The organism is Hymenobacter crusticola (assembly GCF_002154225.1).
Taxonomy (GTDB): Bacteria; Bacteroidota; Bacteroidia; order Cytophagales; family Hymenobacteraceae; genus Hymenobacter; species Hymenobacter crusticola.
Window position 1 is genome coordinate 1 of the sequence record NZ_MTSE01000064.1, and the last position, 6,940, is coordinate 6,940.

Annotated in this window: 7 protein-coding genes; 3 read left to right on the top strand and 4 right to left on the bottom strand. The window is 57.0% G+C overall.

Annotated elements, in window-relative coordinates; all coding sequences use genetic code 11:
- Positions 1–59 precede the first annotated feature (59 nt).
- Complete coding sequence (locus BXP70_RS28475) at positions 60–641, bottom strand: BLUF domain-containing protein (RefSeq protein ID WP_086597515.1); 582 nt, start codon at positions 639–641, stop codon at positions 60–62.
- Between the two features lie 1,552 nt (positions 642–2,193).
- Between BXP70_RS28475 and BXP70_RS28490 the strand changes: the two genes are divergently transcribed.
- Complete coding sequence (locus BXP70_RS28490) at positions 2,194–2,460, top strand: hypothetical protein (protein WP_086597518.1); 267 nt, start codon at positions 2,194–2,196, stop codon at positions 2,458–2,460.
- Positions 2,461–2,505: 45 nt separating this feature from the next.
- Here the strand turns inward: BXP70_RS28490 and BXP70_RS30135 are convergent, their stop codons facing one another.
- Positions 2,506–2,664, bottom strand: coding sequence for a hypothetical protein (locus BXP70_RS30135; protein ID WP_179197890.1), 159 nt, complete (start codon positions 2,662–2,664; stop codon positions 2,506–2,508).
- Positions 2,665–2,900: 236 nt separating this feature from the next.
- Between BXP70_RS30135 and BXP70_RS28495 the strand changes: the two genes are divergently transcribed.
- Complete coding sequence (locus BXP70_RS28495; RefSeq protein ID WP_086597519.1) at positions 2,901–4,004, top strand: catalase family protein; 1,104 nt, start codon at positions 2,901–2,903, stop codon at positions 4,002–4,004.
- A gap of 115 nt (positions 4,005–4,119) precedes the next feature.
- On the opposite strand, the gene BXP70_RS28500 is transcribed toward BXP70_RS28495, so the two are convergent.
- The gene (locus tag BXP70_RS28500; RefSeq protein ID WP_086597520.1) at positions 4,120–5,004 is read right to left on the bottom strand and encodes an alpha/beta fold hydrolase; all 885 of its coding nucleotides are present in this window, start codon (positions 5,002–5,004) and stop codon (positions 4,120–4,122) included.
- 90 nt (positions 5,005–5,094) lie between these two features.
- Complete coding sequence (locus BXP70_RS28505; RefSeq protein ID WP_086597521.1) at positions 5,095–5,457, bottom strand: SPW repeat domain-containing protein; 363 nt, start codon at positions 5,455–5,457, stop codon at positions 5,095–5,097.
- A 200-nt stretch (positions 5,458–5,657) separates the two neighbouring features.
- On the opposite strand from BXP70_RS28505, the gene BXP70_RS28510 reads away from it, so the two are divergent.
- Positions 5,658–6,800 (top strand): alpha/beta hydrolase, encoded by a 1,143-nt coding sequence (locus tag BXP70_RS28510; RefSeq protein WP_086597522.1) that lies wholly within the window; start codon positions 5,658–5,660, stop codon positions 6,798–6,800.
- Positions 6,801–6,940: the final 140 nt, after the last annotated feature.

Here is a 6,940-nt window from a genome sequence, read left to right on the forward strand (position 1 = left end):
CACTAGGGTAAATCAATCAACTGGGCGGGACAGCGCGATAAGTAGTCCCGCGCTCGGGCTCACGCCTGACTAAAGGCTTCCAGCAGGGTGCGCAAATGTGGGTCTTGCACGTACTGCTCGATCAGGGATGCGTTCGGGCTGGGATGATCCAAACTCGTCAGCACCCAGTGGAATTCGCCTTCGTCCACGGTCACAAAGCCCATCTGCCAATCCGCAAAGAAGCGGTGCGCATCGTGGGCCGTGCTCAGGGTAGTCACTTGTCGATGGCGGGGGTCGCGCTGAATGCGGGCATAAAGTAAGTCGATGGGGTGTGCCTTGCCTTCCAGCAACTGCACAAACTGGCGGTCACTGTAGCACAATAGCCCCGTGATACCATGTTTTTCGTTCCAGGCCCGGGCTTCGGCCAGCAGCTCGCTGAGCTCTTCCTCATCGAAGGCTTGCGTGGCCCGACTGCGGTAGAGCACGTGCTTCACGCGCTCATCGAGCAATTGCAGTACTTGCTCTAACGAGAGGGCACCCACGGCATACTCATCGAGTAGCCCTTGCTCGTAGGCTTGGGGAAAGAGGGGGGTATTCGTCGCCAAAGCCGTGGCCCAAGCAATCGCACGGCGCCGCGCGGCTTCCGTTGAAAGATCGTTCATCTTTTTTATACGGCGGGGCCCTCGCCGCTACCAGCAACGAAGGCCGGATAACTACGGGTTTACCGCTGTATAACTACGGAATATTACTCAGGAACAGCACTTTACCAATCTACATGGACTTCACTAGTACGGTAGCGGCCTGGTCAGTGACAGTGGACAGCCAGACGATCCGCACGGTAGCAACAGCGAGGAGGGAACACGGCGCATTAGGTGTTGACTGCAGTCCTAGCTTCACGGCCTGTTTGCAAAGCTGGTTATTTCCTCCCTTGGGTATATTGCTGTTGCCTTGGAAAGGCAGGCGAGCGCTCGATTGGGAAACGGACAATACCCCAACCGCTCTGGCTAATAAAGCTCGGTTGGCAAGAAGAATTCGCGGCGTTTAGCTATAAAGCTGGGCAATCTCTAAGAGCTAATGGGAGTGGTATCAGGCAATCTATGAAACGTGCTTTCACAACGAGAGGCAATAACTGCTGGTAGGATCCGGTAGGTCGGGCACCAAAGCCGTCGTTTGGCTGCAAACGGCTGCTGCTTGGTAGTGACTTAGGGAGGATGCGCAATAGCATTACCAAGTAAATTGCATAACAATTGCCTGAAAATGAATCAAGTAAGATCTATAAGCAGGCGAACTTCGTAGGTGTAATATGAAAACACCCCATTGGATTATTGGTCGATTAGGATCGCAACGTCTGACTTGTGCGCTGTGCGTCTGGCTCGGCTTGACCTTGGCGGTGGAACTTGGCTCGTGCCAGGCCACGCAATGGGAGTATCCGTTGTCCCAGGTGATGCGTCAGTAAGTAGCACATGAAAAAGGGCGATAGGGTGGTTTACTCTCCGCCGAAGCTTGTTACTGGTGTAATCCTCGCCAGCTTATTAGCCCGCAGTCCGGCCCTAAAGGCGATTAAGGGAGCAAAGCATGAGAAAACTCTTTCGTCAGCTGCTGCGCGCAGATCCCTTATGGCGGGCAATCTGGGTGCTGGTATGGCTTGCCTTGTGTTTAGTGGCTGAATTTTGGGTGGCATGAGCCCGACGCCTTTACTCCTACTTGCTGCAAAAACTTTATCCGCCGAGGGTTGGTATAAGGATTTCATCGTCATCTACCGGCAGGGGAACATGAAGTACACCTACAGGAAATGGTACAAGCGGCGACCACTCAGTAGCGCAGGCATGGTGGCGATCGTGCTGGCCATTGCCCTAGCCGTACAATTGTGGCTCAGTCTGCTACCTTAGGGGACATGAGTCGGATAAGGAGAAAGCGCCTGTTGTAGCACCCTTGCTAATAGTTTTGTTTTTGTTGATCATCGTTCAGCTTTTTACGTAGAAGCGGCCAGTCCTGGGTTGTTGCATTCCCAGCGAGATCAGAGCGAGAGCAGAACCGGCTGCTTTGTAGCCGGCTCTGTCGGTCTGACGACCCGCGTCGACCGTGGTAGCAGGATGCAGCCGGAAGGAAATAAGTAGTTTTTCTCGGCGGCGTCTTAGTGGTATTTGGTGATGATTGCGTTGGTTATAAGCCAGATGCATTCTACCTTGAGGCTTCACGCACCCGCTCGTTTCGATGCAGACCTTGGCGTTCTCGTGGGCATACCGGCTGCTGGCGGTGCTCCTTCTTGGGTTTTTGTTAGGGCTGGTCATGCAGTGCACCTGGATCTCACCGGCTTCTACCAAGCGCCGCGCGTACCGCACCTTACCTGCCGAGTCGCGTCTGGACGTCTTGGCCTCCCTGGAGCTGGATGCGGGTTACTACGTGCACATCGCGCACCTAGGTCAGCATAGCCGAAAGTGCCGGCTGTTGGTGCATTTGGGACGACCAACCACCCTGTGAATAGTTGATAAGCGACTAGTCAGGCGCTATTGGTTTCTAGGCGTTTCAAAAGGGGCACACATCGCGCAGACGGTGCAACTGCGTCAGCCGCCGCTGGTAATTGGCGCTAGTAGCCCTCGTGAACATAGCCGGGGCTTCCTGCCCTGCTTGCGGGATCTGGTGGAAGTAGCGCCCAATCGGCTGTTTCTTTAGGTCTTCGTTCAATACTCAGCCAGTGCGTTGACGGGCAGTTGCATTTTTCCGACGCCACCCATTGGATGCATCTAGAACGGGCTGATGCCGTAAACAAGCTACTGTTGTCCTTTAGCACTGCTTCAGCGACGGTAAAACACATACCTTTTCCAGTGCGCCACTTGGTTACCTTTCCGCTTGTTGCCAGTACCGCCCTGGGCTAGCTCATCCCTACCATTTCAAGTCTTTACTCTTTGTAATTTCCCTCTATGTCCTTGCCCACTGCTTACGTGCGCTACACCGACGACGTCGAAGAAATCCAGCCCAACGAAGACCAACTGATTACCGAAACGGTCGAGTCAATGGCGCGCATCAACCGCTTCGTCTTCGAGCAGAACCGCCATGCGGTCCGCGACGCCCACGCCAAAACTCACGGCATACTGCGTGGCGAACTGCACGTGTATCCTAACCTAGCCGCTCACTTAGCGCAGGGCATGTTTCAGGAACCAAAAACCTACCCGGTCATTCTCCGGCTCTCCTCCGCGCCGAATACCATCGACCCCGATACCCAACCCTCCGTGAAAGGTCTGGCCGTGAAAATTATTGGTGTGGCAGGCCAAAAGTTTTTGCCCGACCAAGCCGACGAAGTCACTCAGGATTTTTTGCTAGTGAATGATACCATCATTCCTACCGGCGACATTAAGAGCTACCACGACATGCAACTGCGTCAGGAAAAAGTGATTGCCAACGCTCCTGAAGTCGTGACGAGTCTGATCACGCAAGCCGGTACGCTGGTCAATCAGGCCCTGGACGCCGTGGGTATTAAGAAAGAGGTACCATTAGTGGTACCTCCTCATCCGAACAACCATATTCTAGGGGAAACTTTCACCACACTCGGGGCCATTCGCTTTGGTGAATACGTAGCGAAAATCGGCGTGGCGCCGCTCTCGGGGAACGTGCAAGCCTTAGCTGGGGAGCAGGTAAAGATCACGGAAGCTGGGGGCTGGCGCGATCTGGTCGTCGATTTCTTCCGCACCCAAGGCGCCGAGTACGAGTTGCGGGCCCAGCTCTGCTCCGACTTAGCAACCATGCCTGTCGAGGACGCGTCTGTGGACTGGCCGCAGGACCAGAGCCCCTATCAGACCCTGGGTAAAATTGTGATTCCGGCGCAGGACACCTTCAGCCCCGCGCGCCGCGTATTTGCAGAAGACGTGCTGTCCTTCAATCCGTTTCATTGCCTGCCCGAGCACCGGCCCCTGGGCTCCATCAACCGGGCGCGCATCAAAGCCTACGAAACTTCCACGGCCTATCGCCACCACATGAACGCGCAGCCCCGCCTAGAGCCGCGCGATATCAACCAACTCCCAAATTAACGAATGGTAAGCTGACAAGTAAATTACTCCTCCAGCAAGGCCAGAAACTTTTGGGCTGCTTTACCAGACGAACGCCCTACTGACAATTTTTAGCGCCTCCCCGGCAACATCAAATCTAGTGCGGGTTCAGGACAGCTTCCACTACTGCGGCCGGCGCCTCACGGGGAACATAATGCCCCACGCCGGGCAACACGCGTCGTTCATACGGCCCCGTAAAATAGGTGTCTTTGCCTTCCGAAGAAGCCACTAAGCTAGCTCCATCTAGTTCGCCGTGTAGTAGAATGGTCGGTACGTGAATGCGGGGCTGCGGCGTCAGCTGTTTTTCCAGCGCCTCGTAGCGCGGATCAGGCGGCGCGGCGCCCCAGCGTACGCAGTAGGCGTGCAGCACCACAGCCACCCAATCCGGGTTGTCCCAAGAAACGGCGGTGCGGGCGAAGGTAGCTTCAGCAAATGACCAAGTGGGCGACCACGTATGCCAGATATACTTACAGAAGGCTTGGCGGTTGCTGTGCAGGGCCTCGTGGCCGCGCTCCGAGTGAAAAAACCACTGGTACCAGTAGGCATGAATCTGCTCAACCGGCAATTGATCGCCCGGCTGGATGCCGGTTTCGTAGCCACCCGACAAGGCGACGAGCCGCTCGACGCGCATCGGCCAGAGCGCGGCCAGTAAATAGCCCGCGCGGGCGCCCCAGTCGTGGCCCACAACCACGGCGCGGTCAATGTCTAACTGGTCGAGCAGGTCAATAGCGTCCTGGGCCTGGGCCACGGCCTGGCCGCTACGGGGCGTGTCAGGGTCGAGGAAAGTCGAGCCCCCACAGCCGCGCATGGACGGAGCCAGGGTTTGATAGCCAGCCGCGAGCAGGGCCTCTACGACCTCATCCCAAGTGCGCACGTCGTCAGGGAAGCCGTGCAACAATAGCACCACAGGGGCATTGGCCGGGCCGCGCCGCTCGTAGGCGAGGTGCAACACGTCGGTTTCAATAGAATGCGAGGAAGTCATAGGAAAAGAGTTAGCAGGAATAACACGTAAATTCGCTATCCGCAGGACCTACACGGGAGCGCAACGAACGTAGCCAGCAAACGGCTTCGGTTACTTGGGCATTTCCTCGGGGCGTGAGAGGAGGCCGGCGACGAGGCCAAACACGCCCATGACCAAAAAGGTCGTGCGTGCCTTTTTATTCTGAGCAAAGCCGAACACCCACGGCGCGGAGAGCGCCGTCAGACCGCCGAGCGTATCAATAACCAGGTGGGCCTTGTAAGGCATCACGCGAAGGGGCCCCCACTCCGCGCGGGTGAACAAACTGGAGAGCAGCACCGTGCCGCTAAGCACGTGACACAGGGTCGTCGCCGCTTTTTCTTGGGTGAACCCCACCAGATCAGGAGCAGAGGCCACCAGTGGCACGTAGGAATAATCGGTGAAAGCGTGTTGGCGGCGGGAAATAGGCTTTTGCATGGACTAAAAGGTAAGCGGAAGATAAACAGCGCACAGGGCCACTAACGGTTCTGCCCGGGAAAGGATATACGTGTACGCGCCTTCCCACCCACGCTACCAGCTAGCAGTGGGCACCTTCCCTCTTTTACATACCTTACTCAACCAGAAGCTCGGCCGTACCGTAAGAGGACCCTCGTTCACTTTCTTTCCCTCCTATTTGTATGAAACGAAGTTTTCTGCCCGCTTTACCTAAGGTGTTCCGCCTTGTACCCCTGGCTCTAGCTGCCACCCTGCTCACGGTTCCCTTGACGTCGTGTGATGACGACAGCGACGACAATGATCCCAAGACGACCCTGATCCAGCCCACGGGCGCGGCGCCCACCTACGCCCCCGCCATGGATGCGCAAATGCTGGCCGTCATCGAGCAGTTCACCAGCTATGGTACGCCCCCACTGCCCACCCTCTCTCCGCGACAATCGCGCATGGCGCCCAGCGTAACGAATGCCGTGCAGGATCTGCTCAAGAAGAATAACCTGGCGCCCACCCCGCCCAACGTGAGCGTGACCCAGCAGGTGCTGCCCAAAAGCTACACACCTCAGTCCGCCGCCGACGGCATTTTAGTACGCATCTATAAGCCTGCCGGGGTTTCCGGCTCGTTGCCTGTGATTGTCTATTATCACGGGGGGGGCTGGGTGATCGGCTCACTCGATGTGTACGAGCCCTCAGCCAAAGCCCTAGCTGCCAACACGGGCGCTATCGTGGTGTCGGTCGATTACCGTCTCTCGCCGGAGGCTAAGTTCCCTGCGGCCCACGAAGATGCGTATGCAGCCTATAAGTGGGCCAAAGAGAACGCTACGAACTTCGGCGGCAACGCGGCTAAAGTCGCTGTCGCCGGGGAAAGCGCCGGCGGCAACATGGCCGTGGGCGTGTGCCTGCTGGCCAAGGAGCGAGGCCTTGCGCTGCCGATCCACCAACTGCTGGTCTATCCCGTCGCCAACAACGACCTAAACACGGCCTCCTACAACCAATACGCGAGCGCCATGCCCTTGAGCAAAGCCAATGTACAGTACTTCACCCAGAACTACTTCACGACCCCAGCCGACGGCGAAAACCGTTTGATCTCGCTGACGGACGTGGCCAACCTGAGTGGGTTGCCCGCCGCCACCATCATTGCCGCTGAGATTGACCCGCTGCAAACCGAAGGCAAGCAATTGGCCGATAAGCTCACCCAAGCCGGGGTAGCCAACCAATACATGCTGTACCCGGGGACTACCCACGAATTCTTCGGCACGTATGCCGTGGTACCCAAGGCCGAAGAAGCCCAGCAGTTCGCCGCCACCCGCCTGAAAGCCGCTTTCCAATAGAGCGCCGAATTATTCCGCTTGTGTGCGGCGCGTGATTCTCCAAAAAGCCCCTCTGGTAGAGGGGCTTTTTTCGTTAGGTATTCTTGTGTGAATTAGGCGCCGAGCGCGTTACGCTGCTGGCAGCTCCGCAGCCACTCTTC

Bases quoted from the DNA above. Each gene is read 5' to 3' on its own strand.
- BXP70_RS28495 (WP_086597519.1), top strand. From the start codon at position 2,901: ATGTCCTTGCCCACTGCTTACGTGCGCTACACCGACGACGTCGAAGAA.
- BXP70_RS28505 (WP_086597521.1), bottom strand. From the start codon at position 5,457: ATGCAAAAGCCTATTTCCCGCCGCCAACACGCTTTCACCGATTATTCC.
- BXP70_RS28475 (WP_086597515.1), bottom strand. From the start codon at position 641: ATGAACGATCTTTCAACGGAAGCCGCGCGGCGCCGTGCGATTGCTTGG.
- BXP70_RS28510 (WP_086597522.1), top strand. From the start codon at position 5,658: ATGAAACGAAGTTTTCTGCCCGCTTTACCTAAGGTGTTCCGCCTTGTA.
- BXP70_RS28490 (WP_086597518.1), top strand. From the start codon at position 2,194: ATGCAGACCTTGGCGTTCTCGTGGGCATACCGGCTGCTGGCGGTGCTC.
- BXP70_RS28500 (WP_086597520.1), bottom strand. From the start codon at position 5,004: ATGACTTCCTCGCATTCTATTGAAACCGACGTGTTGCACCTCGCCTAC.